Annotated in this window: 21 protein-coding genes; 12 read left to right on the plus strand and 9 right to left on the minus strand. The window is 70.4% G+C overall.

From position 1 onward, the window contains the following. Positions 1-90 precede the first annotated feature (90 nt). The 5 genes from ACWD3H_RS29535 to ACWD3H_RS29555 are packed head-to-tail and all read left to right on the plus strand — an operon-like array spanning position 91 to position 3,727. Entirely contained in the window at positions 91-276 is a 186-nt protein-coding gene (locus ACWD3H_RS29535) for a hypothetical protein (protein WP_350925035.1), read from the plus strand. After that, positions 277-900: a MauE/DoxX family redox-associated membrane protein gene (locus ACWD3H_RS29540; protein WP_355566919.1), complete on the plus strand. Its 624-nt coding sequence runs from the start codon at positions 277-279 to the stop codon at positions 898-900. Then, positions 809-1,372 (plus strand): TlpA family protein disulfide reductase, encoded by a 564-nt coding sequence (locus tag ACWD3H_RS29545; protein WP_451957312.1) that lies wholly within the window; start codon positions 809-811, stop codon positions 1,370-1,372. Before ACWD3H_RS29540 ends, ACWD3H_RS29545 begins: the two co-directional genes overlap by 92 nt. Positions 1,373-1,385: 13 nt before the next feature. Next, complete coding sequence (locus ACWD3H_RS29550; protein WP_451957313.1) at positions 1,386-3,206, plus strand: ABC transporter ATP-binding protein; 1,821 nt, start codon at positions 1,386-1,388, stop codon at positions 3,204-3,206. After that, on the plus strand, positions 3,203-3,727 hold the full coding sequence (locus ACWD3H_RS29555) for a S26 family signal peptidase (RefSeq protein WP_355566910.1): 525 nt from the start codon (positions 3,203-3,205) through the stop codon (positions 3,725-3,727). The genes ACWD3H_RS29550 and ACWD3H_RS29555 overlap by 4 nt, the downstream gene beginning before the upstream one ends. Before the next feature lie 276 nt (positions 3,728-4,003). On the opposite strand, the gene ACWD3H_RS29560 is transcribed toward ACWD3H_RS29555, so the two are convergent. The 4 genes from ACWD3H_RS29560 to ACWD3H_RS29575 form a co-directional block, all read right to left on the minus strand. Then, positions 4,004-4,444 carry a hypothetical protein gene (locus ACWD3H_RS29560; protein WP_451957314.1) on the minus strand — a complete coding sequence of 147 codons (441 nt, stop codon included), beginning with the start codon at positions 4,442-4,444 and terminating at the stop codon, positions 4,004-4,006. Between the two features lie 369 nt (positions 4,445-4,813). After that, entirely contained in the window at positions 4,814-5,797 is a 984-nt protein-coding gene (locus ACWD3H_RS29565; protein WP_451957315.1) for a class I SAM-dependent methyltransferase, read from the minus strand. Further along, a complete protein-coding gene (locus tag ACWD3H_RS29570; RefSeq protein ID WP_451957316.1) occupies positions 5,794-6,225 on the minus strand; it encodes a VOC family protein in 432 nt (143 codons plus the stop codon). Before ACWD3H_RS29570 ends, ACWD3H_RS29565 begins: the two co-directional genes overlap by 4 nt. 118 nt (positions 6,226-6,343) lie before the next feature. Further along, complete coding sequence (locus ACWD3H_RS29575) at positions 6,344-7,108, minus strand: SDR family NAD(P)-dependent oxidoreductase (RefSeq protein WP_451957317.1); 765 nt, start codon at positions 7,106-7,108, stop codon at positions 6,344-6,346. A gap of 110 nt (positions 7,109-7,218) precedes the next feature. On the opposite strand from ACWD3H_RS29575, the gene ACWD3H_RS29580 reads away from it, so the two are divergent. Further along, a complete protein-coding gene (locus ACWD3H_RS29580; protein ID WP_451957318.1) occupies positions 7,219-10,002 on the plus strand; it encodes a condensation domain-containing protein in 2,784 nt (927 codons plus the stop codon). Next, positions 9,999-11,210, plus strand: coding sequence for an acyltransferase family protein (locus ACWD3H_RS29585; protein WP_451957319.1), 1,212 nt, complete (start codon positions 9,999-10,001; stop codon positions 11,208-11,210). The genes ACWD3H_RS29580 and ACWD3H_RS29585 overlap by 4 nt, the downstream gene beginning before the upstream one ends. Positions 11,211-11,397: 187 nt before the next feature. Here ACWD3H_RS29585 and ACWD3H_RS29590 read toward each other — a convergent pair whose 3' ends face one another. Continuing rightward, positions 11,398-12,480, minus strand: a complete 1,083-nt coding sequence (locus ACWD3H_RS29590) for a flavodoxin domain-containing protein (protein WP_451957320.1) — start codon at positions 12,478-12,480, stop codon at positions 11,398-11,400. Between the two features lie 391 nt (positions 12,481-12,871). On the opposite strand from ACWD3H_RS29590, the gene ACWD3H_RS29595 reads away from it, so the two are divergent. Both ACWD3H_RS29595 and ACWD3H_RS29600 read left to right on the plus strand, forming a co-directional pair. Next, positions 12,872-13,897 (plus strand): M24 family metallopeptidase, encoded by a 1,026-nt coding sequence (locus tag ACWD3H_RS29595; protein WP_355566684.1) that lies wholly within the window; start codon positions 12,872-12,874, stop codon positions 13,895-13,897. 414 nt (positions 13,898-14,311) lie between these two features. Beyond that, on the plus strand, positions 14,312-15,403 hold the full coding sequence (locus ACWD3H_RS29600; RefSeq protein ID WP_451957321.1) for a lytic polysaccharide monooxygenase auxiliary activity family 9 protein: 1,092 nt from the start codon (positions 14,312-14,314) through the stop codon (positions 15,401-15,403). Between the two features lie 142 nt (positions 15,404-15,545). Here ACWD3H_RS29600 and ACWD3H_RS29605 read toward each other — a convergent pair whose 3' ends face one another. Continuing rightward, complete coding sequence (locus ACWD3H_RS29605; RefSeq protein WP_451957322.1) at positions 15,546-16,679, minus strand: PucR family transcriptional regulator; 1,134 nt, start codon at positions 16,677-16,679, stop codon at positions 15,546-15,548. Positions 16,680-16,839: 160 nt separating this feature from the next. Here ACWD3H_RS29605 and ACWD3H_RS29610 point away from each other — a divergent pair, with 160 nt between their 5' ends. Next, positions 16,840-17,685, plus strand: a complete 846-nt coding sequence (locus ACWD3H_RS29610; protein ID WP_451957323.1) for an alpha/beta hydrolase family protein — start codon at positions 16,840-16,842, stop codon at positions 17,683-17,685. A gap of 26 nt (positions 17,686-17,711) precedes the next feature. Here ACWD3H_RS29610 and ACWD3H_RS29615 read toward each other — a convergent pair whose 3' ends face one another. Then, positions 17,712-19,142: a carboxylesterase/lipase family protein gene (locus tag ACWD3H_RS29615; protein WP_451957324.1), complete on the minus strand. Its 1,431-nt coding sequence runs from the start codon at positions 19,140-19,142 to the stop codon at positions 17,712-17,714. Positions 19,143-19,268: 126 nt separating this feature from the next. On the opposite strand from ACWD3H_RS29615, the gene ACWD3H_RS29620 reads away from it, so the two are divergent. Continuing rightward, positions 19,269-19,907 (plus strand): TetR/AcrR family transcriptional regulator, encoded by a 639-nt coding sequence (locus ACWD3H_RS29620; RefSeq protein WP_451957325.1) that lies wholly within the window; start codon positions 19,269-19,271, stop codon positions 19,905-19,907. Between the two features lie 63 nt (positions 19,908-19,970). Here the strand turns inward: ACWD3H_RS29620 and ACWD3H_RS29625 are convergent, their stop codons facing one another. Further along, positions 19,971-20,984, minus strand: coding sequence for a hemolysin family protein (locus ACWD3H_RS29625; protein WP_451957326.1), 1,014 nt, complete (start codon positions 20,982-20,984; stop codon positions 19,971-19,973). Next, positions 20,981-22,342 (minus strand): hemolysin family protein, encoded by a 1,362-nt coding sequence (locus ACWD3H_RS29630; RefSeq protein ID WP_451957327.1) that lies wholly within the window; start codon positions 22,340-22,342, stop codon positions 20,981-20,983. Before ACWD3H_RS29630 ends, ACWD3H_RS29625 begins: the two co-directional genes overlap by 4 nt. A gap of 268 nt (positions 22,343-22,610) precedes the next feature. Here ACWD3H_RS29630 and ACWD3H_RS29635 point away from each other — a divergent pair, with 268 nt between their 5' ends. Beyond that, the gene (locus ACWD3H_RS29635) at positions 22,611-23,501 is read left to right on the plus strand and encodes an ion transporter (RefSeq protein WP_451957328.1); all 891 of its coding nucleotides are present in this window, start codon (positions 22,611-22,613) and stop codon (positions 23,499-23,501) included. Positions 23,502-23,577: the final 76 nt, after the last annotated feature.

Raw genomic sequence — 23,577 nt, forward strand, 5'->3', positions numbered from 1 at the left:
GTCCGGTGCAAGATCCTGGTCGGTCGATTAAGTCCGGGTTTCGATGGATTTGTCGGGCCGCATTCGGCGGCCGGCACGGAGGAGGACACCATGACCCGTATGCTCACCGCCTTCGCCGACCGCATGGTCGACGGACTCGTTCCCAAGGCGACCGCGCACGCCGCCGCGGCCTGCGCCAGCATTTCCTGTTACTGCGTGGGGATCGAGCTGTACAAGAAGACCTGCTGCGACTTCCAGCCGTGCGGCCCCTGCAGGTACTACGCCCGTGCGTGCTGAATGACACATCTGATAGCGGCATGTCAGGGCCTGCTCGCGGTGGTCTTCCTCGTCTCCGCGGCGAGCAAACTGCGTGGCGGGCAGGCCCTGCGCGCCTTCGCGACCTCCCTGGCCTCGATGCTTCCGGTCCGTGGCGATCGCGCCCTGCCGGTCGCGGTCGCGGTCACCGCGGCGGAAGTGATCGTGGTGGTGCTGCTGGCGGTCCCGCCCACCCGGGATGCCGGCTTCGCCGCGGCCACCGCGCTGCTCGTCGTACTCACCTCGGGGGTGGCGGTGGTGCTCACCCGGGGCGGCGCGGAACCGTGCCGCTGCTTCGGCGCCTCGTCCACCCCGCTGTCCGGCCGCCACCTGATCCGCAACCTTCTGCTCATTGTTGTCGCGCTGGCCGGGCTCACCGGACCGGCCGGCCAACACTCATCGACGTGGTCGATCGTCGCACTGCTCGCGGGGGCCTGCGCAGGCCTGCTGGTCACCATGCTGGACGACCTCGTCGCGCTCTTCGCACCCACCCCCACCTCCTGGAGGAGACCTGATGGCGTACCTAGCCGCGGTCGCGGTCCTGGTCGGACTGCTGGTCGTGACCAACCTGATATTTACCGTCGGCGTCGTACGCCGGCTCCGTGAGCACACCGCCGAACTGGCCGCCCTGCGCGGCGGCGGCTCCGGCGGCGTCGACGTCGCGATGCCGGCGGGATCGTCGGTGGACGGATTCGACGCCACCAGCGTGGCGGACCTGCCGGTCAGCCTCGCGGCGCTCGGCGAGCGCCCGCTGGTCGGTTTCTTCTCCCCGAGCTGCCAGCCGTGCAAGGAGAGGTTGCCCTCCTTCGTCGAGTACGCCGCGACCCGGCCCGGGGGGCGTGACGCCGTGCTGGCCGTGACCGTCGGCACGCGGGAGGAGACCGCGGCGCTGGTCGAGCTGCTGCGGCCGGTGGCCACCGTCGTGGTGGAAGCCGATCGGGGGCCGGTGCAGCAGGCGTTCGGGGTGACCGGCTTCCCCGCGTTCGTCCTCGTCGAGGAGGGCGTGGTGGCCGCGTCCGGCTACGAGCTCGCCCCCGTCGTCGACCGCGATGCCGTGGCCCTCCCGGCCGCCGGCTGATCTCGCCGCACCGATGTCGTTCCGCGCAGCCGGGCGAGCGCTGTCACTCGCCCGGCAGGCCGCCCCGGCGCAGATCGCCGCGTATCTGGTGGTGACGCTGCTGAGCGGGCTCGCGCCGCCCTCGGTCGCCTGGCTGACCAAAGTCGTGATCGACCGGCTGGTGGCCGGGCCACTGCGGTGGCTCGACCTGCTGGGGCCGGCCGCCGCGCTTGGGGCCGTCGGGGTGGCCGCCGCGCTGATGCCGCACGCCACCCGCTACCTGCGGACCGAGAGCGACCGGCGGGTGAGCCTGCTCGCCACCTCACGTCTCTACACCTCGGTGGACCGCTTCGTGGGGCTGCGCCGCTTCGAGGATCCGGTCTTCCTGGACCGTCTCCAGATCGCCAGGTCCAGCGGGGTCAGCAGTCCGGGAATGGTGGTGGACGGCGGGCTGGGGGGCATCCAGGCACTGCTCACGATCACCGGCTTCGCCGGCTCCCTGCTCCTGCTCGGGCCCTGGGTGGCGGTGGCGGTCCTGCTCGCCGCCGTACCGGCCCTGCTGGCCGAGCTGGCGCTGAGCAGGCGCCGGGCGGCGATGATGGCCGAGACCGGACAGGCCGAGCGGCGGGAACTGTTCTACTCCGGCCTGCTGACCAGCCCGCAGGCCGCCAAGGAACTGCGCCTGTTCGGCGCCGGACCGTACCTGTGGCAGCGGATGGCCACGGAGATCCGCACGATCCAGGGCGCACACCGCCGGATCGACCGGCGGGAGCTGAGACTTCAGGGTGGGCTGGCGGTGCTCGGCGCCGCGGTGGCGGCCGGTCTGCTGCTGTGGGCGGTACGCGCCGCGGCCGAGGGCACCCTGACCGTCGGTGATGTGGTGCTCGTCGTCGCCGCGGTCGGCACGGTACAGGGCGCCCTTGCCGCTCTGGTGACCGAGGCCGTGTCCGTGCATCAGGCGCTGCTGCTCTTCGGTCACTACCTGACCGTTGTCGACGCCGGGCCGGATCTGCCGGTACGCGACAGGCCCCTGCCGGTGACACCCCTGCGGGCCGGGATCGAGCTGCGCGATGTGTGGTTCCGTTACGCCGACGACCAGCCGTGGGTGTTGCGCGGGGTGAACCTGACACTCCCGGCGGGGCGCTCGACCGCCGTGGTCGGGCTCAACGGAGCCGGGAAGAGCACGCTGATAAAACTGCTGTGCCGGCTCTACGATCCGACTCGTGGGCAGCTGCTCTGGGACGGCGTCGACCTGCGCGACTTCGACCCGGCGGAGCTGAGACGCCGGATCCGGGCCGTCTTCCAGGACGCGATCCCCTATGACCTCACGGCGCGGGAGAACATCGCCATCGGCGACCTGACCGCCCTGCGAGACGACGACCGGATCGAGGGCGCGGCGGATCGCGCCGGTGTGCACGACGTCCTGGCCGCCCTCCCGCACGGCTACGAGACGCTGCTGACCCGGATCTTCTTCTCCGAAGCCGACCGCGCCGACCCGGACACCGGGGTGGTCCTCTCCGGCGGGCAGTGGCAGCGGCTGTCGATAGCCCGGGGTCTCGTACTCGACCGGCCCGATCTGCTCGTCCTTGACGAGCCGAGCTCCGCCCTGGACGCCGAGGCCGAGCATGAGGTGCACGCCCGGCTCCGGGAGCACCGGCGCGGACTGGCCGGCGTGCTGGTCTCACACCGGCTGGGCGTCGTACGCGAGGCCGATCTGATCGTCGTGCTGTCCGACGGGCGGATCGCCGAACGGGGCACGCACGACGAGCTGCTGATGCGCGGCGGTGCGTACGCCCGGCTCTTCGAGCTGCAGGCGGCCGGTTACCGTCCTTCGACGTCGGAGGGGGTCCGGTGAGCGCCGCTCTGGCCGCCGTGCTGACCGGTGCCGGCGCGGTGCTGGTGCTCGCGTTCGCCGTCGTGGCCGCGGCCGTCCTGCTCCGCGGGCACCTCGTCGCGCTGTCGGTCAGCGGGCTGAGCATGGCACCGGCGCTACGCCCCGGAGACCGGGTGCTGGTCCGCCGGACGCCGGGTGAGCGGCTGCGTAACGGTGACATCGTGGTGGTCGAGGAGCCGGGACCTTGCCGGCCGGGCGATCCGACCGGGGCCCAAGGCTCCCGGTGGATGGTCAAACGGGTCGCCGCGGTGCCGGGCGATCCGGAGCCGGCCTGCCTGCCCTCCTGGGCCCGGCAGCCCACCGGTATCGTTCCGCCCCGGCACATCGTGCTCCTCGGCGACAACGCCGAGGCGAGCAGAGACTCCCGGCACTTCGGCACCGTCCGAACAGATCGGGTACTCGGCGTGATCCTGTTCCGGCTCGGTCGAAGACCCACAGCCGGAGCCGATTCCCGCCGGCGCGTCAACCAGGTAAGGCCCTGACCACTAGTGCTGCGTTGACCTCACCAGCGGGCCGACCGGCGTCATCACCAGGCCTGACGTCGCTCGAAGAGAGCACGTTTCCTGTCATATCGCCTCACTGTGTACCTGGTGACACGCTCCTTAACAACAGGTCAGGTCGCACGCCGCTCGACCGATCAGGGGCTGGAGCGGCGCAAGGAGCGCAGGTTCCCGATCCTGCCGGCGTTCGTGGCCCAGGCCGTGAGGCGGTGCCCGGGGCCCGGCCGGTCGGCCGGGCCCCGGGCACCGCCCCGCGGGTCAGTTCGCGAGGTCCTCGTCCCTGATGGTCTCGACCCGGCAGTGCGAGAGCGCGTTCCGCTTCGGCTGGTAGACACAGACCTTGAGGTCGATCCTCTTGACCTGGCCCTTCGTCTCGAAAAGGTAGCCCTTGTACCCGGAGGAGGCGCAGGACCAGCGCACCGGCGACCAGGATGGCCCGCCCTTCTGGTAGTGGAACCTGGCGCGAACCCAGGCGCAGTGACCGGGGTGGCGGTCTCGGTCGTAGATCCTGCCGTACGCGGTGAAGTGGCTCTGGTTGAAGCCGGTGACCCACAGTTGCGCCTTGGCGTACCCGGAATGCCCGGAGCCGGATCTGACCGTCCCCAGATAGAAGTCGCCCTGGGCCGTCGCGCTCGCCGCGGCGGGCAGTCCCAGCACGAGCGCGGTGGCCAGCAGCGCTCCACGGGCGATCCTGCGCATCGTCTCTCCTCTTTCCTGTGCTTCCCTGTGCTTCCCGGCGCGGGTTCTTCTCGGCGCGGGTGATCCGTCACCAGTGATACGCGAGACGACTTGGAACCCTCTTGCGAGTCACTGCCCGTGGCGCACCGCCCGGTCCGCCGCCTCATCCCGCCGAGGAATCCGGGGAGCCGGCGGACAGCAGCGCGGCGGTATGGGGTGCCGTTAAGAACCGCACCCCCAAAAACTGACCGCGACGACGAGGGCCCTAGTGCCGCTCCTCAACGGGGATAGCGAACGCGCGGTGGAGAACCCGAGGTTGTCGGGAGGCCTTCCCTGGCCTTCGGCATCCCGCGCCGGCAGGAATCTGCGCCTCCAACGAGGAACGTTGCACTAGTGGTTTCTGAGCAGGATGTTGCCCGTGATCCTGGGCTCGCAGAGCTCTTCGGCTCCCGGGGCGCCGGCCACGATGGTGAAGCCGGTCGGGGCCAGGCGCAGTTCCATCACCGCGGCCCGCTCGGCGGCGGGCAGGGCGGTGTAGCGGGCCAGCAGCTCCTCGTCGTCGAACAGGTCGGCGTCCGACAGGAAGACCGGGGAGGTAGGGTGGCGGCGGCCCAGGTCCAGGATCTTGCCGCCGCCGTCCCAGTTGACGCCGTTCAGCGCGACCCAGCCGATCCCGTCCAGGCCCTCGAACAGGCGGGCCGCGTCGCCGAAGCGGTGGGTGCGCATCACCGGGTGCAGGTAGGCGTCGGCGTCCAGCACATCCTGGTCGCGCGGGTCGCCGGTCGCAGAGGAGTGCGTGCCGTAGCGGCCCGCGGAGCGGCCCAGGCCCAGCCGGTGCACCACCGACAGGCCCTCCTCGCCGGTGTCGCCGCCCGAGAGCAGCCGTACCAGCTCGCGGTCGATCAGCCGCTGGTGCTCGCCGAAGCTGTGGAAGAGCCACAGGTACATCAGGCCGCCGGGGGAGAGCCGCTCGGCCAGCCAGGCCAGGCCCGCGCGGGGGTCGTCGAGGCAGTGCAGCACCCCGGTCATCACGATGAGGTCGTAGGGCCCCTCGAACCCGTCCCCGCCGATGGCGCCGCGTACCAGCTCCACGTTGGTCAGCCCGTTGCGCTCGCGCAGCTCCCCGGCCACGTCGAGCGAGGACCGCGACAGGTCCATGCCGGTGAAGCTCGCCCGCGGATACTGCGAGGCGAGCCCGAGCAACTGGTGGCCGGTGCCGCAGCCGGCGTCCAGCACCCGTTTGCCGGCCAGGGTCTTGTCCCTGGCGACCATGCCGATGCCGAGCGCCAGGTCCAGGATCAGGTCGTCGCCGACGGTCAGGGAGGGGCAGGGGTAGCGCTCGTACAGCTCCCTGACCTGATCTACGGCGCTCACGGGGTGTCGATCTCGTCGTACGGGATCTCCTCGATCCGGCGGGCGAAGACCCAGTGGTGGCCCTCCAGGTCCTCGGCGGTGTAGTTGCGGTCGCCGTAGAAGCGGGTGCCCGGCTCGTCGCGGATCACCGCCCCGGCCTTCCTCGCGCGCTCGTGGTGCTCGTCCACGTCGTCGACGAACACGTACAGGCTCTGGTGCGGCTCGCCCTGGCCCCGCGGCTCGTGCCTGCGGCCGTCACCCGTCCCGGCGAGCTGCACGACCCCCTCGCCGAACGACAGCTCGGCGTGCACGATGGAGCCGTCGTCGCCGTTCAGCACCTTCCGCTTTTCGAATCCGAACGCCTCGATGAGCCATTCGATGGCTTTTCCGAGGTCGGCGTAGAAGAGGACGGGGGTGATTCTCGGCATTCCGTCGGGTGGGTTGAGCATTTCTCTCTCTCCCTCGATCGGTGACCTTGGAAACGTACGGGAACGCTACCCCGCATCCCGCCGGCGAGACGTCCGGGCGTTCGCGATTTGCACCGCTTTCACGGGTTCCACGAACCGGTCACGTGTTCGGCAGGCGCAGGCCGCCGTCCAGGCGGACGACCGTCGCGTTGAGGTAGCCCAGCTCGCACACGGCCCGGACCGCGCGGGCGAACTCCCGCGGCGTTCCCAGCCGGGGCGGGAAGACGATCTGCCGTACCAGCGGGCGCCGGAACTCCGGCGGGATCGCCTCGAACAGCGGGGTGTCGAACAGGCCGGGGGAGAGCGCGCACACCCGTACGCCGACCGAGGCCAGGTCGCGGGCGGCCGGCAGGGTCAGTGCGGCGACCGCGCCCTTGGAGGCGGCGTAGGCGGTCTGACCGGCCTGGCCGTCCTCGGCGGCGGCTGAGGAGGTGTTGACGACCACGCCCCGCTCGCCGTCCTGTAGCGGCTCGGTCGCGGCCATCGCGGCGGCGGCCAGGCGCATCACGTTGAAGGTGCCGACCAGGTTGACCGCCAGCGCCCGCTCGAAGGTCTCCAGGTCGTGCGGGCGGCCGTCGAGGCCGAGCGTGCGGGCGGCGGGTGCGATGCCCGCGCAGCTCACCGCCACCCGCAACGGCCCGGTGAGTCCCGCGGCCACCTCCACGGCGTGCTCGACCGACTCGGCGCGGGTCACGTCGGTCTCCACGAACGTGCCGCCCACCTCGCCCGCCACCGCGGCTCCCGTACGGGTGTCGGTGTCGGCCACGACCACGTGTGCGCCGGCCTCGGCGAGCTCGCGTGCGGTGGCGGCGCCCAGCCCTCCACCGGCCCCCGACACCAGTGCCGTCACCCCTCGCAGCTCCATATCCGTTTAGCCGCCTTTCCGCAATGCTGGGCGAATGTGATTACTTATCAAGACATATCCTGACGCGAAATTCCGCATTCACGCTGCACCCCACAGACGTGAGGTAACCAATGACGATTTCCAACGGCGCTGACAATGTGCACGACCTGATCGCCCGCCGGCGGCGCGAGCGAGATCGCATCCCGCGACGCGCGATACCCGAGGAGGGGGTGCCGGTCTCCTCCACCCAGGAGCGCATCTGGTTCGGCGAGAGGTTCAATCCGGGATTCGGGTTCTACCACGTGCCCGCCACCCTGCGACTGCGCGGCCCCCTCGACGCCGGAGCCCTCGACCGGGCGCTCTGCGAGGTGATCAGGCGGCACGAGATCCTGCGCTCCACCGTCGAGGAGATCGACGGCATGCCCGTCCAGCGCGTCGGCGACGCGCCCACCGGCGTGCTGCGCTCCGTCGACCTGGCCGGCGAGCCCGATCCCGGGGCCGAGGCCGCGCGGATGGCCGCCGACGACATCCTGGCCCCGTTCGACCTGCGGCACGGACCGCTGGGGCGGGCCCTGCTGCTCAGGCTGGGGCCCGACGACCACGTGCTCGTGCTGACCTTCCACCACATCGTCTTCGACGACCCGTCCTTCGGCATCGTCGGGCGCGAGATCGAGGCCCTCTACACCTCCTCGGCGCCCCTGCCCGAACTGGATCTGCAGTACACCGACTTCTCGGTCTGGCAGCGCCAGCGGCTGCGCACCGAGGAGGTGCGCTCGCGCCTGGTCGACTACTGGCGGCGGACCCTGGAGGGCGTGCCCCGGCTGCTCGACCTGCCCTCGGACCGGCCCCGCCCGCCGCAGCGGAGCCGCGCGGGCCGCTTCCACCGCTCCCGGCTGCCCGCGGACGTCGTCGGCGCGGCGCGCGCGATGGCGCGCGAGGAGGGCACCACCCCGTTCACCGTCCTGCTGGCCGCCTACGGCGTGCTGCTGTCGCGCTACGCCGACCAGGCCGACATCGTCACCGCGGTACCCGCCGCCGGACGCATCCGGCCCGAGCTCGAAGAGCTCGTCGGCTGCTTCATCAACATCATCTGTCTCCGCCTCGACCTGCGCGGCGAGCCCACCTTCCGCGAGCTGCTGCGCCGGGTGCGGCACGCCTCCGTCGAGGGCCACGACCACGAGGAGATGCCCTTCGAGGAACTGGTGCGCGAGCTGCACCCGCAGCGGCCGCGGAGCCACACGCCACTGTTCCAGGCGGGGCTCGGGGTACGCGACAACGACGGCGTCTTCCTGAACCTGCCGGGCGTGCGGGCCTCGGAGTTCGTGCCCGACGTCGAGGTCTCGCACTTCGACCTGATGGTGGACTTCAGCGTCGACGGCGACGGCATGGCGGGCCTGTGGGGTTACAACGACGACCTGTTCGACCCCGCGACCGTCGAGGTCCTCGCCGAGCAGTTCACGCTCCTGCTCACCGAGGCGTGCGCCCAGCCCGACCGTCAGGTCGGCGACCTCCGGCTGCCCGCGTCCCCGAGGTTCCCCCAGCCCGAGACCGCCGGCGCCGAACCTCCGGCCGCCGTCCTGGCCGGGCGGGCGCGGTGCGCACCGGACTCGCCCGCGGTCACCTCCGTCGACGGCACGCTGACCTACGCCCAGCTCGACGCGCACGCCGAAGCCCTGGCACCCGCCGTGCGCAAGGGCGCCGAACCGCCGGCCGCCGACACCCCCGACCTCGCCGTGTGGTGGTACGCCAGGCTCAAGGCCGATGGCGGCCCGCGGGCCGCGGGCTACGCGCGGGCCGCGGACCTGGCCTCGCGGATCGGCCTGGGCGCCACCGGCACCGTGCTCACCTTCGCCCCGCCCGCCTCCGGCGCGCTCGCCGACGCCATGCCGCTGGCCCTCTTCTCCGGCGCGCACCTGGTGATCGCGCCCCCCAAGGCCGCTCGTGACATCGAGCGGCTGAGGACCCTGGTCGGGGACGCCACGGTCGTGCACGCCCCATCGGCCACGTGGCGGCTGCTGCTGCGCGAGAACGCCCTGCCGGAAGGCCGTCCGTTCACCGCGCTCTGCGACGCGGCCACCACCCCGGCCCCCCTGGTACGGGAACTGGCCGCGCAAGTCCCCACCTGGACCCTGTACGGAGAGCGCTGGGCCGCGGCCCACCGGATCGACCCGCTCGCCGAGCCCCGCAGGGGCGTCCCGCTCGGCGTCCCGCTGGCCGGCACCCCGATCGAGGTCATCGGCCGGGCCGGGCGCCCCGGCGCCACCGGCGTACCCGGCGAGATCCACGTCGGCGGCGCCGCCACCGGGGACCGGGGCCGGATCCTGCCCGACGGCTCGCTGGAGCTGCTCGGCCGCTTCGACCGGATGTTCACCGTCGGCGGGTTCCGGGTGGACACCGACGAGGTGGCCCGCTCCCTGGCCGGCCGCCCCGGTGTGGTCGAGGCGATCGTGGACGTGCGCCACGACCGGCTCGTCGCGTACGTGGCCGGTGACGGGATCGATCCGCGGAAGCTCACCGCCCACCTGCCCGAATACCAGGTGCCCGGCTCGGTCGTCGTCCTCGACGCGCTGCCCAGGAGCGCGCGGGGCGACATCGCCCACGAGGAGTTGCCCAGCCCCGAGGCCCCGGGCGACGAGGGCGGCCAGGTGCCGATCAGGGGCGGCACCGAGGAGTCCGTCGCCGGCATCTGGCGCGAACTGCTCGGGGTGCGGGAGATCGGCGCCGCCGACGGCTTCCTCGACCTCGGCGGCCACTCGCTCACCCTGGCCCGCCTCAGCCTGCGCTACGAGGTGGCGTTCGGCATCGAGGTGGAGCTGCCCGACCTGCTGCGCCACGCGACGGTCCGCGAGCAGGCGGCACTCATCGACGAGCGCCGCGCGCAGGCCGGCCTCACCGGAGAGGGGAAGTCGTCATGACCTCGGTATCCGCCAAGCCCGCGCAGGCCACGAGCGAGGGACCCCCCAGGACGAGGCTGGAGTCGCTGACCGGGCTGCGGTGGTTCGCCGCGTTCGGCGTCTTCTTCAGCCACGTCGCGATCCTGCTGCCGCTGCCCTACCTCAACGAGCTGTTCATCCTCGGCACCGCCGGGGTCACCTTCTTCTTCGTCCTGTCCGGATATGTCCTGACCTGGACGTTCTTTGAGAACGACACCGCGCCGAGGTTCTACTGGCGCCGCTTCGCCCGGATCTGGCCGTCGCTGCTCATCACCACCGTCGCGGCGGTCGCGCTGCTCGTCGGCGGCCAGCTCTGGCCCACCGAGGGCGGCACCTCGCTGGTCTGGTGGACGGTCGCGACGCTGCTCCTGGTGCAGGCGTGGATCCCGGCGTCGTTCCAGAGCGACACCGTGCCGCACACCGTCTCCTGGTCGCTGTCGTGCGAGGCGTTCTTCTACGCGGTCTTCCCGTTCGTGGTCCGCCCGATCGTGCGGCGCACGCTGCGCCAGATGGTGACGATCGCCGCCGTGCTCATCGCGATCAGCATCGGCACCCGGGTCTGGCTCTGGCTGGCCAATCCGCAGATCACGCCGGAGAACTGGTTCACCTCCGACCTGTACTATTTCGCCACCCACTCGCCGATCGCCCGGGTCAGCGAGTTCGTGCTGGGCATCGTGATCGCCGCCGCCGTACGCCGCGGCCGGCGCAGCCCGCTCGGGCTGCGCGCGGCGACCGCGATCACGGTCGGCTACTTCGCGCTGCTGTGGGCGTGGTCCGTCTCGGGCCTGTGGCCGACCGCGCTGGCCGAGGCCGCCAACCGGGGCAGCATCGTGGTGTTCGCGCTGCTCATCGCGGCGGCGGCGACCAACGACCTGGCCGGTCGGCGCAGCCTGCTCGGCTCCCGCCCGCTGGTGGCGCTCGGCCAGTGGTCCTACGCCTTCTACCTGGTGCACTTCCTGGTGCTCTTCCCGATCGCCAAGCACGCGTTCGGCCGGCAGTCGCTCTACGACTTCCCGCCGCCCAGCTGGGCGCACCTGCCCTACGCGGTGGCCGGGCTGGCGGTCAGCGTGCTGCTGTCGTGGGGGCTGTACCGGCTGTACGAGTACCCGATCGAGAAGCGGCTGCGGGCCATGCTGCGCCGCGAACCGAAGACCGCACCCCCGGCCCCGGGCGCGGAGCCCTCGATGTGAGGCCGGGCGCGCCTGCGGGGAGTCGGAACCGCACCGCCATACGACCACGACCGAGTGTCCGGGCGCGCGGAGTTGCGTGAGGGGTTCGGGGTATGCGCCGGACGCAAGCGGGTCGATGCTCAGTGGCACAGCGCTAGGAGGCCGCTTCGCGTGGTTCGACTGGAGTGGCGGCCACCCCTCCGCCCTTTCAGTAGATGTCGCGGACGTAGCGTTTGTCGGTGGACAGGCGTTTGACGTAGATGTCGGCGGCTTGTTCGGTGAGGTCACCATGGGTGGTGATGATGTCACGGAATGCTTTGTCGACGTCTTTGGCCATGCGGGAGGCGTCGCCGCAGACGTAGAGGTGAGCGCCGTTCTCCAGCCAGGTCCAGAGACGGTGGCCGTGTTCGTGCATGCGGTCCTGGACGTAGATCTTGTTGCGCCGGTCTCGGGAGAAGGCGGTGTCGAGGCGGTCGAGGGTGCCGTCGTCGCGGAGTGCGGTGAGGTCGTCGCGGTAGTAGAAGTCGGTGGCCTGGTGCTGTTCTCCGAAGAACAGCCAGTTGGGGGCGGGGTGTCCTTGGGCGCGGCGGTCGTGGAGGAAGCCGACGAAGGGGGCGACGCCGGTTCCGAGGCCAATCATGACCATGGGGGTGGCGGGGTCAGCGGGCGGTCGGAAGTGCGGGGAGGGCTGGACATGGATGGGGATGGAGGTTCCGGGTTCGCAGTCGGTGCGGGGGGACAGCCGGGTGGCGCCGAGTTCTTCAAGGCGCTGGTCGAGACGGCGGCCGTGGCCGCAGAAGTCGTTGTAGGAGGAGTCACCGAAAGCCAGGACGGAGTAGCAGAGGTGATCAAGGCGCGTGTCGGTCGCGGCGAGGGCATCCCAGAAGACGCTTCCGTTGTCGGGTGCGTCGCCGTCACCGAAGGTGCTGGTGATCAGGAGGGTGTCGGAGGGGGGCAACGCGGTGGGGTCGGCGTCGTCCATGCCGAGAAGGGTGACCTTGTGCCCGGCGGCGGTGAGGCGCTGCGCCGCGGTGGCGGCGAACTCCTCGGCGTTGCCCGTCTGTGACGCCCACAGCACGGTGATCATGCGGCCCTGCACGGGTGAGCTGTGGCTGGGGTGTTCGGCCAGTTCGATGGTCGGGTGAGAGGCGGCGCGGGAGAACCGCCCGGCCAGGCGTCCGTCCACCCACAACGCGTGCTCGCGGCGGAGTGGTGCGGCGGGGGGCAGGACCGGCACCCCTGCCGGGTCCGCTCCGATGTTGAGCGCGAACGGGTAGTCGTCGTCCGGCATCTCCCGGGCGGGCAGATGGGGCCGGGCGAAGAACACCGGCCGCCGCGGGATCGAAACCCTTTTATCATCGCATATGCATATCTAATCGTATCTTCGTCATGGCATTTGCCGGAGGTGTGGCCGGATATTGGCGGCAGTTACGCGTTCTCTGCGGTTGATGGGAGCCTCGGTGCTGGCGGCGAGTACGAGTGCGTGCCTGGCGCCCGCGGGTACCCCGGCGGGGCCCGCGCTCCTCGGTCTGGCCGCCGCCTGCGGGTACGACCCGGGTCACCGGACGGCTTGGCGTGCTGTCTTGCTCAGATCACAAGGCAGATGCGCATATATATTGGGCAATTGCCGGACCAAATACCGGTCTGCCCTTGAAGGTGCCACATGACTCCGGGGGTTCACCTTGTCTGATCATCTGCTGTTCTCCTATGGGACCTTGCGGCTGCCGCAGGTGCAGGCGGCCCGTTTCGGACGGGAACTCGCCGGGCGCCCCGATGCGCTGCTGGGCTTCCGCCTGGAGAGCGTGACCATCACCGATCCCTCGGTGATCTCCGACAGCGGAAGCGACGAGCACCCGGTGGCCGTGCACTCCGACGACCCGCACGACGCGGTCGAAGGCATGGTGTTCACGCTCACCTCTGCGGACCTCGCGGCCGCCGACGCCTACGAGGTCGACGACTATCTACGGGTGAAGGCCGATCTGCGGTCCGGCGCGAAAGCCTGGGTCTACATCGACGCCGCGACCGCCGAGGACTTCCGCTCCCACCGCCTGCTCGACGCCCAGGCCAAAGCGATCGCGCTGTTCGACGAGGTCGTCAAGAGGGACCTCATCGTCGCGGGCGAGACCGAACGGGCGATCAGCGACCGGATCCGCGATCTGGCCGACGAGATGTACGGGACCATGCGCCACTGGCACAAGCGCATCATCAGGTCAGGCCCGCACACCCTCTTCCCCTACCGCGAGAATCCGCCGGACCGGACCGTTGAGGACGACGACATCGTCTTCGCCGACTTCGGTCCGATCTTCCAGGACTTCGAAGCCGACCTCGGCCGCACCTACGTCCTGGGCGACGACCCCGTCAAACACCGCCTCGCCGCCGACCTGCCCGTAATCTTCGACGCCGGCCGCCGCCACTTCGCCGACCACCCCGACATCACCGGTGCCGCCCTGCACGCCGAGATCGGCAGGCTCGCCCGAGCAGCAGGTTGGACGCTCGGCGGTTCCCACGCAGGCCATCTCGTCGGCGAGTTCCCGCACGAGACGATCGACGCCGCCGAGATCGAGTCCTACATCGCACCCGGCAACACCACGCCCCTGCGCCGCACCGAGCGTGCGGGCCGTGTCTGCCACTGGATCCTTGAGATCCACCTGACCGATCCCGCACGCGGTTTCGGCGGCTTCCACGAACAACTCCTCGACCTCGGCTGACGCGAAACAGGTCAGGAGGCGCCTCGGGCGTTGTAGACGACGACGTCGTCGCGGGCGCCGTAGGTGCGGAAGACCTCGATGGCCTCCTCCCGCAGCGGGCTGAGGACGACTTCGATGCCGCGGGCCGGGCCGCGATCGTCCGTCCGATGAAAGCGGACTCGGCGATCGCGGCCCGGCTTCGTGCTCGTCGGCGCCTACGAGTGCGGGCGGAGTAGATGAACTTTTCATCCGACTTTGCGGTGTATGGCCAGCTCCCGGCCCGTTGCCCGCCGAGAGCCATAGATCACTGTTGCCGCTGACAGGGGACTGGGCGACGGTGGGGACACCTCTGGCATGAGGACTCGGCCCTCACTCGGCGTGCCAGGACTCGTCATCCCAGCATTCGAAAGGAAACCTGTGCAGATGAGTTCACACGTGCTCCGACTCTTACGCGGCCATACCGGCGCATCCGACGCACCTCCCCGCCGGAGCAGGTTCCGGCGGGTGTTCGTCGCGGTCGCGGCCGCGCTCATGCTCACCACCGTGATGGTCGTCCCCGCCTCGGCGCACGGCTCGATCAGCGACCCGGCCTCGCGCAACTACGGCTGCTGGCTGCGCTGGGGGAGCGACTTCCAGAACCCGGCCATGGCCCAGCAGGACCCCATGTGCTGGCAGGCCTGGCAGAACAACACCAACGCGATGTGGAACTGGAACGGGCTGTACCGCGAGGGCGTCGCCGGTAACCACCAGGCCGCGATCCCCGACGGGCAGCTGTGCAGCGGCGGCCTGACCGAAAGCGGCCGCTACGCCTCCATGGACGTGCCGGGCGCGTGGAAGACCGTGGACCGCCCCGCCAGGTTCACCATGAACCTGATGGACCAGGCCTCGCACGGTGCGGACTACATCCGCGTCTACGTCACCAAACAGGGCTACGATCCCAAGACCCAGCGGCTGAGGTGGAGCGACCTGGAACTGGTCAACCAGGTGGGCAAGGTGCCCACCGGTCTCACCACGCCCATTGATGTGTACGCGCCCGGCCGTACCGGCCACCACGTCGTCTACACCATCTGGCAGGCCAGCCACTCCGACCAGTCCTACTACTTCTGCAGCGACGTCAACTTCACCGGCGGCACGAACCCCACCCCCACCCCCACGCCTACTCCGACTCCCACGCCGACTCCCACACCGACTCCGACCCCCACTCCCACGCCGACTCCCACCTCGCCCCCGGCCGGCGGCTGCTCGGCCACCTACCGCACCGTCTCCCAGTGGTCCGGCGGCTTCCAGGCCGAGGTACGCGTGACCGCCGGCTCCGGCGCGATCACCGGCTGGACGGTGAACTGGACCTTCACCGGCGGTGAGCAGGTCAGCTCGGCGTGGAGTGCGACCGTGACCGCCAACGGGTCCGCGGTCAGCGCCCGCAACGCCGCCTACAACGGCTCACTGGGCGCCGGCACCGCCACCACCTTCGGGTTCATCGGCTCCGGCACCAGCGGCACACCCACCCTCACCTGCACCGCGACCTGATCTCCCCGCCGAGTACGCGCGTGTCGGCTCGCCGCCTTCCAGCGGCGGGCCGACTCACGCGACGGCAACCTCATGAAACCCCCTCTCGGAGAGGCGACTCGCCACTGCCCGCTGTTCGCCCGCAGCCGGACGGCGTGACGCGTCAGGTGAGGTCTCTGGCGGTGAGGGCGGCTTCCAGAAGGCGGGCTTGGGCGGGGATCGTGAAGTCCAGGCCGGTCAGAGCGGTGATCCTGCGTAGCCGGTAGTCGAGGGTGTTGCGGTGGATGTGCAGGTCCTGAGCGGTGCGGCTTCGGTTGTGGCCGCGGTTGACGAAGGCGCGCAGGGTCTCGACCAGGTGGGGGTGATCGTCCAGCGTGTCGAGCTTGGCGGCGAGCCGGGCGAGGCCGCTGCCGGGCCGGGCCAGCTGGTATTCGAGCAGGACGTCGTCGAATCGGTAGAGGCCGGCCGGTCGGCCGAGGCGCTGGACGATCTTCATCACCCCGCGCACCTCTTCGGCGGCCCCGGGAATGAGGTCCGGCTCCGCGGCCCGGGCCGTGACCGCCACGACGGGCTGGCCGGTGGCCTCGGCGATCCTGGCGACCAGGGCCGGCAGGTCGAGCGTCGCCGGCAACAGCGCGAAGCCCCCGGTGTGGTCCAGCATGGTGAGCACGGGCGTTCCCGTGTGGGCGTCAAGGGCCGACTGCGTGAGCCTGACGGTGCGGCGGTCGGCCGGCGGGTCCTCGGCGAACCGGATCTCCATGACCTCGTAGGCGGGCGCGACCGTGACCCGCGCCGCCTCCGCCAGGGCCTCGTGCGGCTGCCCGGTCAGCAATGCCGTGATCAGCGCCCGCCGTACTTTCCCGTCGTCGCTGCGCATGTCGTCCTGTGCCTGTACGTGAGCGATGGCGACCGCGGGCATGGCCGAGCCCAAGCAGCCGAGCAGGCTCAGGCCCGCCTCGGCCAGCTCCGCACGGTCGGCGGTCTCCGCCAGGGCCCGCCACCAGACTTCGGCGCCGACGAGGTACGCGGTGAGCGCCGCCTCCAGCGGGACGCCCTCCTCGGCGCGCCGCGCGGACCATTCGATGAGCTCGGTCAGATCGCCGGGGCCGAGGGCGCGGCCCTCCCGCAGCGCCCGTAGTAACAGCCTGAGGACAGCCGTGACCGACCGGCTGACCTCTTCGTCGAGGAGGTCCTTGGGCAACTGCCGGTAGAAGGGCACCTCGGATTCACACCGTGCGACCACCGCCGCGGTGAGCTCCCTGACACGTGGAGCCATGCGGGCGTGAAGGGCGAGCATCCACGGATCGTCACATTGCACAAACCACGACGTCAATCATTGCCGCGAGTGCGGAGAGACGGCGGGCGTTCCCCCGTTCAGGATGTGCAATCAAACGAGAAGTGAATCCGGCGTAACACGGGATTCACCTCTCGGCGTCCCCCTGTCAGGAGAACCCCCCATGCTCCGAAGGCTGTTCGTCCCCCTGATCGCACTCGTCCTCGCCCTCACCGCCGCCCCGCACGCGGCCGGCGCCGACACCGGCTTCCCCTCCGTCGAGGGGAAGTGGAGCGCCGCGGGCCCCTACGCCACGGCCGTGGACGTGGGGCTGGTGACCACTCTGTACTACCCGCGAGACATCGCACAGAGCCCTCGACGTCATCCAGTGATCATTTGGGGCAACGGTACGTTCGCCTTCCCCGTGGTCTACCGTGACCTGCTGCTCCACTGGGCCAGCCACGGCTTCATCGTGGCGGCGGCGAACACACCGCAGTCCAACCTGGGCATCTCGATGCGGGCGGGCATCGACCTGCTGGCTCAACGGAACGCCGACCCCGGCAGCATCTTCTACGGCCACGTCGACCTGGACCGCATCGGCGCGTCCGGCCATTCACAGGGCGGTGCGGCCGCCATCGTCGTCGGCGCGGATTCCCGGGTGGACACCATCATCCCGATCCAGCCCGGACCGCTGGCCGACGTCGACACGGTGCACGGCCCGATGTTCATCCTGGCCGGGCAGTACGACATCGTCGTGTGGCCGGCTCTCGTCAAGGCCTTCTACAACGACGCCGACCACATCCCGGCGATCTACGGCGAGGTCAGGGGGGCCGACCATTTCACCGTGGTGGGCGCCCCCGGTCCCTTCGCCGGCCCGACGACGGCGTGGTTCCGCTTCCAGCTCATGGGCGACGAGGAGGCGCGCGGCGAGTTCTTCGGCGCCGGATGTCGCATCTGCGCCGACACCCGGACCTGGTCCGACGTCCGCCGCAACCAGCCGGCGCTGCAGGTACCGGGCCCGGCGCTCTGACCCGGCCCCCCGCGGCCTCGCCCTGTTCAGCGCCAGCGGCGTAGTTCGTCGTCACGCGGCGCGCGGACGAGGTCAGGGCCCGGATGATCGAACAACATCACCGGACGGGTTCCGTCCCAGACGGGCCAGCCTGGATCGCCGGAGACGGCGAAGGCGATCCAGGTTCGGTGCATGGCGTCGGCCAGTTCCTGGGGGGCTTCGGGTCCCGCCAGGGCCAGCTGTGCCGAGGTGCGCAGCGTGTCGAAGACGAACCCGATCTCCAGCGCGTGGCAGGCGCCGAGCCCGTCCACCGGCGAGCGCCAGCCGAACTCGTACATGTAGGTGTTGCCGCCTCCTGCGCGTGCGTCGGCCAGCCGGTTCAGCGGCACGCGGAGCAACAGGTCGGTGGCGAGAGCACCGAGGATCTCACCGGGCCGGGCGTCTGGCCGGTTCGCCCGGTAGAGCCTGGCCAGCGAACCTTTGATCTTGAACTTGGCCATGGCGAGCCGCAGGGTGAGACCGCCGATGCGGTCGACCACCCCCGTGGGTACGAACCACAGCCGGTACTCCTCGGTGTTGGCGCCCAGCAGCAGGTCGACGTCGCGTGCGACGCCCGCCTTCAGTGCGTCCATCGGGTGCGCGGGGACGACGTCGCCGTCCAGGACGATCTCGAACCCCGCGCCGCCGCTGATCGGGTTCCCCTTGGCCGTCGCCTCGGCCTGCGCGGTGAGCAGCCGTTCGCGGTCCACGGCCGCGAAGGCGGCGGCGGTCGGAGCGATGCCGAGACCTCTGGCGATGACCCGGGTGATCCTGGCCCCGGCCTCGGACGGCACGGCATGTGGCGGGCCGCTCTGCAGTACGGCACGGCGGAACAGGCCGGCCGAACGGGGGCTGGTCAGCAACGCCCCGATGCTGATCGCTCCCGCGGACTCGCCGAACACGGTGACGTTGCCCGGGTCGCCGCCGAAGGCCGCGATGTTGTCTCGCACCCAGCGAAGTGCGGCGAGTTGGTCCAGCAAGCCGCGGTTGGCGGGGGCGTCGGGGAAGACCGCGAAGCCCTCGACGCCGAGCCGGTAGTTGATGGAAACCAGCACGATCCCGTCGCGGGCGAAGGCACGGCCGTCGTAGACCGGCACGCTGGAGGAGCCGTTGCGCAGTGACCCACCGTGGATCCACACCATGACGGGCAGGCCGTCGGCTCCTTCGGGGGTCCAGACGTTGAGGTTGAGGCAGCCGTCGCCGGGGATGTCCGGATCGGGGATCAAACGGTCGAGGGGCCGGCGATAGGGCCGCTTCGGCGCGGTGGGGCCGAACTCCAGCGCGTCCCGGACGCCCTCCCACGGTTCGGGCTCGACCGGAGCCCTGAAGCGGTGGGGCCCGAAGGGCGGAGCGGCGTACGGAATGCCGAGAAAAACCGCCACACCGTCATCGAGCCTGCCTCGCACCTTCCCCTGCTCGGTGGCCACTATCGCTTCCATCGGTTCCCTCCCGGTCGGTTCCACCGATCCTAACCTTCCCTAACGATCGATCGATCGTGTCATATGCTCCCCGGCTTCGCCCCAGGGCACAATGGGACGAGGAAGAACGATCGATCGGCAGGAAACATGACCATACCCACAGAGCAGCGGCGGATCGCGGCCGACGAGGTTCGGCTGCCACCCGGCGTGTTGCCGGAGGGCACCAAAGGCCGGATCCTGCGGGAGGCGTTACGCCTGTTCGCCGAGCGGGGCTTTCACGGCGCCTCGATCAGAGACCTGGCCGAGGCGTGTGGCATCCGCTCGGCCACTCTTTACGCGCATTACCCGGCGAAGGAGCACGTCCTGGCCGAGCTGATCCGCATCGGCCACGAAGACCACCACGGGAGGCTGCTGCGGGCAGGCGGCACCGACCCGGTCTCACGGCTGCGAGCCGTGGTACGAGAGCATGTGCTGGCTCACGCCGAATATCCGCTGCTCGCCACGGTGGCCAACAACGAACTGCACGCCCTCTCACCCGAGATGGCCGCCCCCGTGCTGTCGATCCGCGCCGGTGGCAGGCGGTTGCTCGTCGACATTCTCAACGAGGGCCTGGCTCAGGGCCTCTTCGACATGCCCGACACCTTCCTCGCGATGACCGCCATCAGCGGCATGGGCATGCGGGTGGCCGGCTGGTACGGCACGGGCGTGCCCTACACACCGGAAGAGGTCGCCGACGCCTACGCCGACCTCGCCCTGCGCATCGCCGGCGCGACCATCCCGCGCTGACCCGCGGACAAGCCCCGCCGGTCCGGGCGCCGATCGGGGGAGCGGCGCCCGGGTTGTCCGGTCCTACGCCGGGATGAGCAGGGTGGTCAGCAGGTCGTCCAGGCTGACCAGTCCGGCCAGGGAGCCGTTCGCGGCCCGGACGAGCGCCAGCTGGCTGTGCGCGGCACGTAGTTCGGCGACCGCCTGGGAGATCGAGGTCTCCGCTGAGAGCTCGGGCAGCCGGTAGGCGATGTCTCGAGCGCGGATCCGTGTGCCGCGCCTGCGGGCCAGGTAGGCGTCCCGGACGTGGACCACCCCTGCCGGGCGATCACCGTCCCACACCACCAGGCGGGTACGGCGCGTCCGAGCCGAGGTGCTGACGATCTCTTGAGCCGAGGCGTCGGCCGGCACTCCGGCGATGTCGCTCACCGGGATGGTGAGCGAGGCGATCGACGCGTTCGGGGCGTGCAGGGCCTGGGTGAGCACCGCGTGGTCGTCGGTCTCGATGAGCCCCAGGCGGCGCGACTCCTCCACCAGGTGCTGCAGTTGCTCGGGTGTGCGAGGGTTGGACGTCTCGTCACGGGGCTGCACCCGGAACATGCGCAACAGCAGGTTGCTGACGCCGTTGAGCGTGGTCAGGATCGGCCGGACGGCCACGGTGAAGCCGCGAAAGGGCAGCGCCAGGATCGTCGCCGAACTCTCGGGGTGGGCGATGGCCCATGACTTGGGGGCCATCTCACCGATCACCATGTGCAGGAACGTCACGATGGCCAGCGCGATCACGAAGGCGACCGCGTGCGCGGCGGCCTCGGGCAGGCCGAGGGTGCCGAAAAGCGGGGTCAGGCTGCCGGCGATCAGCGGCTCGGACACCACGCCCAGACCGAGAGAGCACAGGGTGATGCCGAGCTGGGCGCCGGCGAGCATCAGCGACAGCTCCCGGATGCCCTTCACCGCCGCTGCGGCGGCGCGGCTACCGTGCGCGGCCGCCTTCTCCAGGCGGTGCCGTTTGGCCGCGACGAGGGCGAACTCGGAGGCGACGAAGAAGCCGTTGCCGATCAGAAGGAGTACGGTCAGCAGAATGCCGGTGGGCAGGTTCACTTCTCCTCCTCGCCTTCCTGGCTCGCCTCGGTGTTCCGGAAGGGGCGCAGGCGGACCCGCTCGGGTACGTGCCGGTCGAGGGTCAGCACCTCGATCTCCGCATGCGTGGGCGCCTGCTCGGCCATGGAGGGGACCAGGTCGACGGTGACCACGTCACCGACCGCGGCGAAGCGGGCCAGGCGCCGCAGGATGAGCCCGCTGACGGTGTCGTAGTCGTCCTCGTCGGGCAGTTCCAGCCCGGTGGCCAGGGAGACCTCGTCGATGCGCAGGCTCGCGTCGATTTCCCAGCCGTCGCCGGTGGCGACCACGGTGGGGATGTCGAGGTCGTTCTCATCGGCGATCTCCCCGACGAGTTCCTCGGCGACGTCCTCCCAGGTGACCAGCCCGGCCAGGCCGCCGTGCTCGTCGAGGACGCAGGCGACCTCCTCGTCGCGTGCGTGCATCTGGGCGACCAGGTCGGGCAGCGAGACGGAGAAGGGCACCATCAGGACTTCGCGGGCGATGTCGGCCACCGGGGTGTCCGCGGCTTTGTCGGCCGGGATCGCCACCAGCTCGCGCAGGCCCACGATGCCGATCACGTCGTCCAGGCGGTCGCCGAGCACCGGGTAGTGGGTGTGCCCGTGGCGGGAGATCAACTCGTCCAGCTCAGGGATCAGAGCCGAACCGGCGATGCCGACGACGTCGGCGTGCGGGACCATGACCTCCCCGGCGGTGTGCTCGGAGAAGGCCAGTGCCCGCTCCAACAGGTCCGCCTGGTCGCCGGGCAGGTGCCCGTAGGCCTCGGACTCACCGATGATGTGCCCGAGTTCCTCCAGCGTCGCGCCGTGGTGCAGCTCCTCGACCGGCTCGATGCCGACCGCGCGCAGCAGCCTGTTGGCCGCGGAGTCGAACAGCCGGATGATCGGCCCGGCGATCGTCAGGTAGGCCAGGGTGGAGGAGGCCAGCGCGCGGGCCAGCGGTTCGGGCCTGGCCAGCGCGAGGTTTTTGGGGGCGAGCTCGCCCAGCACCATCTGGATCACGGTGGCGACGATGAAACCGAGCACCAGGGCGATGCCGCCGGTCGCGCCCTCGGGGACGCCGAGTGCGCCCAGGCCCGGGGCGATCAGCTCGGCCAGCGCGGGTTTGGCGATGAAGCCGACGACCAGGGCGGTGACGGTGATACCGAGCTGGGCGCCCGACAACATGAACGACAGCCGCTCCATGACCTTGATCGCGCGGGCGGCCTTCTTGTCGCCTTCGGCGGCCTGCTGGGACAGGGCCAGGCGATCGGCGGTGACATAGGCGAACTCCTGGGCGACGAAGTAGCCGGTGGCCAGGGTCAACAGCAGAACGGCCAGCAGGCCGAGGGCGATGCTCACCTCGGTTGCCTGCCTCGTGATCGACGGTCTCTGCTATGGCCGGAGTCCGACGACACGGACACCACCACCTTGCCCTTTCATCCGGCCCTCGTGGCCGGCTCATGTCCTCCCGGGTCGTCGACGCGGGAAGATCTCCGTTTCCGCAACGCTAGCCGATCTTCTGGAGCCGGCCCGCTTCGGGGTTCTTCACCAAGGTCAACGCTCCGCAAATCGGCCAGGTTCCTCCTATGGCGTATGTCATACATTCAGATCTTTTCAGGGGTGACCTGTGCGGGCTTACGATGATCGGCATTTGACCCCTTCCCCCCCTCCGGGAGCTGACCTCTTGCCAGGGCGAGAACGTATTCGTTCCTTCCTTGAAACCCGGCTCTTCCAGCGGGTTGTCATAGCCGTCATCGTGATCAACGCGATCACGATCGGCTGTGAGACCTCCTCCTATCTGACGGACCGGATCGGCGGGTTCCTGCACGCCGTCGACCGGATCGCCCTGGCGATCTTCACCGTCGAACTCGCCGCCCGCCTCTACGCCTACCGGGGCGCGTTCTTCAAGGACCCGTGGAACTGGTTCGACGCGACCATCGTGACCATCGCGCTGATCCCGGCGTCCGGCCCGACCTCCGTGCTGCGGGCCCTGCGAATCATGCGGGCGCTGCGCCTGGTCTCGGTGGTTCCCAGCATGAGCAAGGTCGTCGGTGCGCTGTTCGCGGCCATGCCCGGGATGGCCGCGATCGTCGGGCTGCTCCTCCTGGTCATGTACGTCTCGGCGGTCCTCGCGACCCAGCTGTTCGGCGGAATCGCCCCCGAGCACTTCGACGAGCTGCCGACATCGCTGTTCACCCTGTTCCAGGTCATGACCGGCGAGGCCTGGCCGGACATCGCCCAGACGGTCATGGCGGAGAAGCCCTGGGCGTGGGTCTTCTTCGTCGGCTACATCCTGATGTCCTCCTACGTGGTGCTCAACCTGTTCATCGCCGTCGTGGTCAACGCCATGGACGACCAGAACACCTCCGCCGAGGAACAGCGGACCGAGGACCAGCTCACCGCCATCCTGAGCGAGCTCGCCCGCCTGCACGCCAGGATCGACGCGATACAGGGTGTTCCCCGAGTTGCTCAGCCCGTCAAGGCGCCGCGCAAGAACGCCGCCCGCCGCTCCCGGTGACCGGCCGATGAAAGGTCGGCCCATCCGGGATCTCCCGGGGATGTGCTCTGGCGGGCGCGGGATCCGGCCCGCCAGG

The sequence above is a fragment of the Streptosporangium sp. NPDC002607 genome, from assembly GCF_053592655.1.